Origin of the sequence: Streptomyces noursei (assembly GCF_001646665.1) — a bacterium.
GTDB lineage: Bacteria > Actinomycetota > Actinomycetes > Streptomycetales > Streptomycetaceae > Streptomyces > Streptomyces lavendulocolor.
In genome coordinates, this window is sequence record NZ_LWBU01000307.1 from 34,074 (window position 1) to 34,331 (window position 258).

The 258-nt window shown below is 75.2% G+C and carries 1 protein-coding gene; it reads left to right on the forward strand.

Annotated features, from left to right (window positions below; translation table 11 throughout):
* A partial coding sequence (locus A4V12_RS39040) for an aminotransferase class I/II-fold pyridoxal phosphate-dependent enzyme (protein WP_350498023.1) occupies positions 1-258 on the forward strand: 258 nt, incomplete at both ends.

The window sequence follows — 258 nt, forward strand, 5'->3', positions numbered from 1 at the left end:
TGGGCGCGCTCCAGGGCCTCGACCCGGAGCGCGTGGTCTACACCGGCTCCGTCAGCAAGTCCCTCGCCCCGGGGCTGCGGCTCGGCTGGATGCTGGTGCCGGAGTCCCTCGCCGCCGAGGTCGTCGAGCGCAAACGGACCATGGACCTGGGCAATCCGTCGCTCGACCAGGCGGCGCTGGCCCACTTCGTCACGAGCGGGGGGTACGACCGCCACCTGCGCCGCTGCCGGCGCGCCTACCGGGAGCGGCGGGACGCGC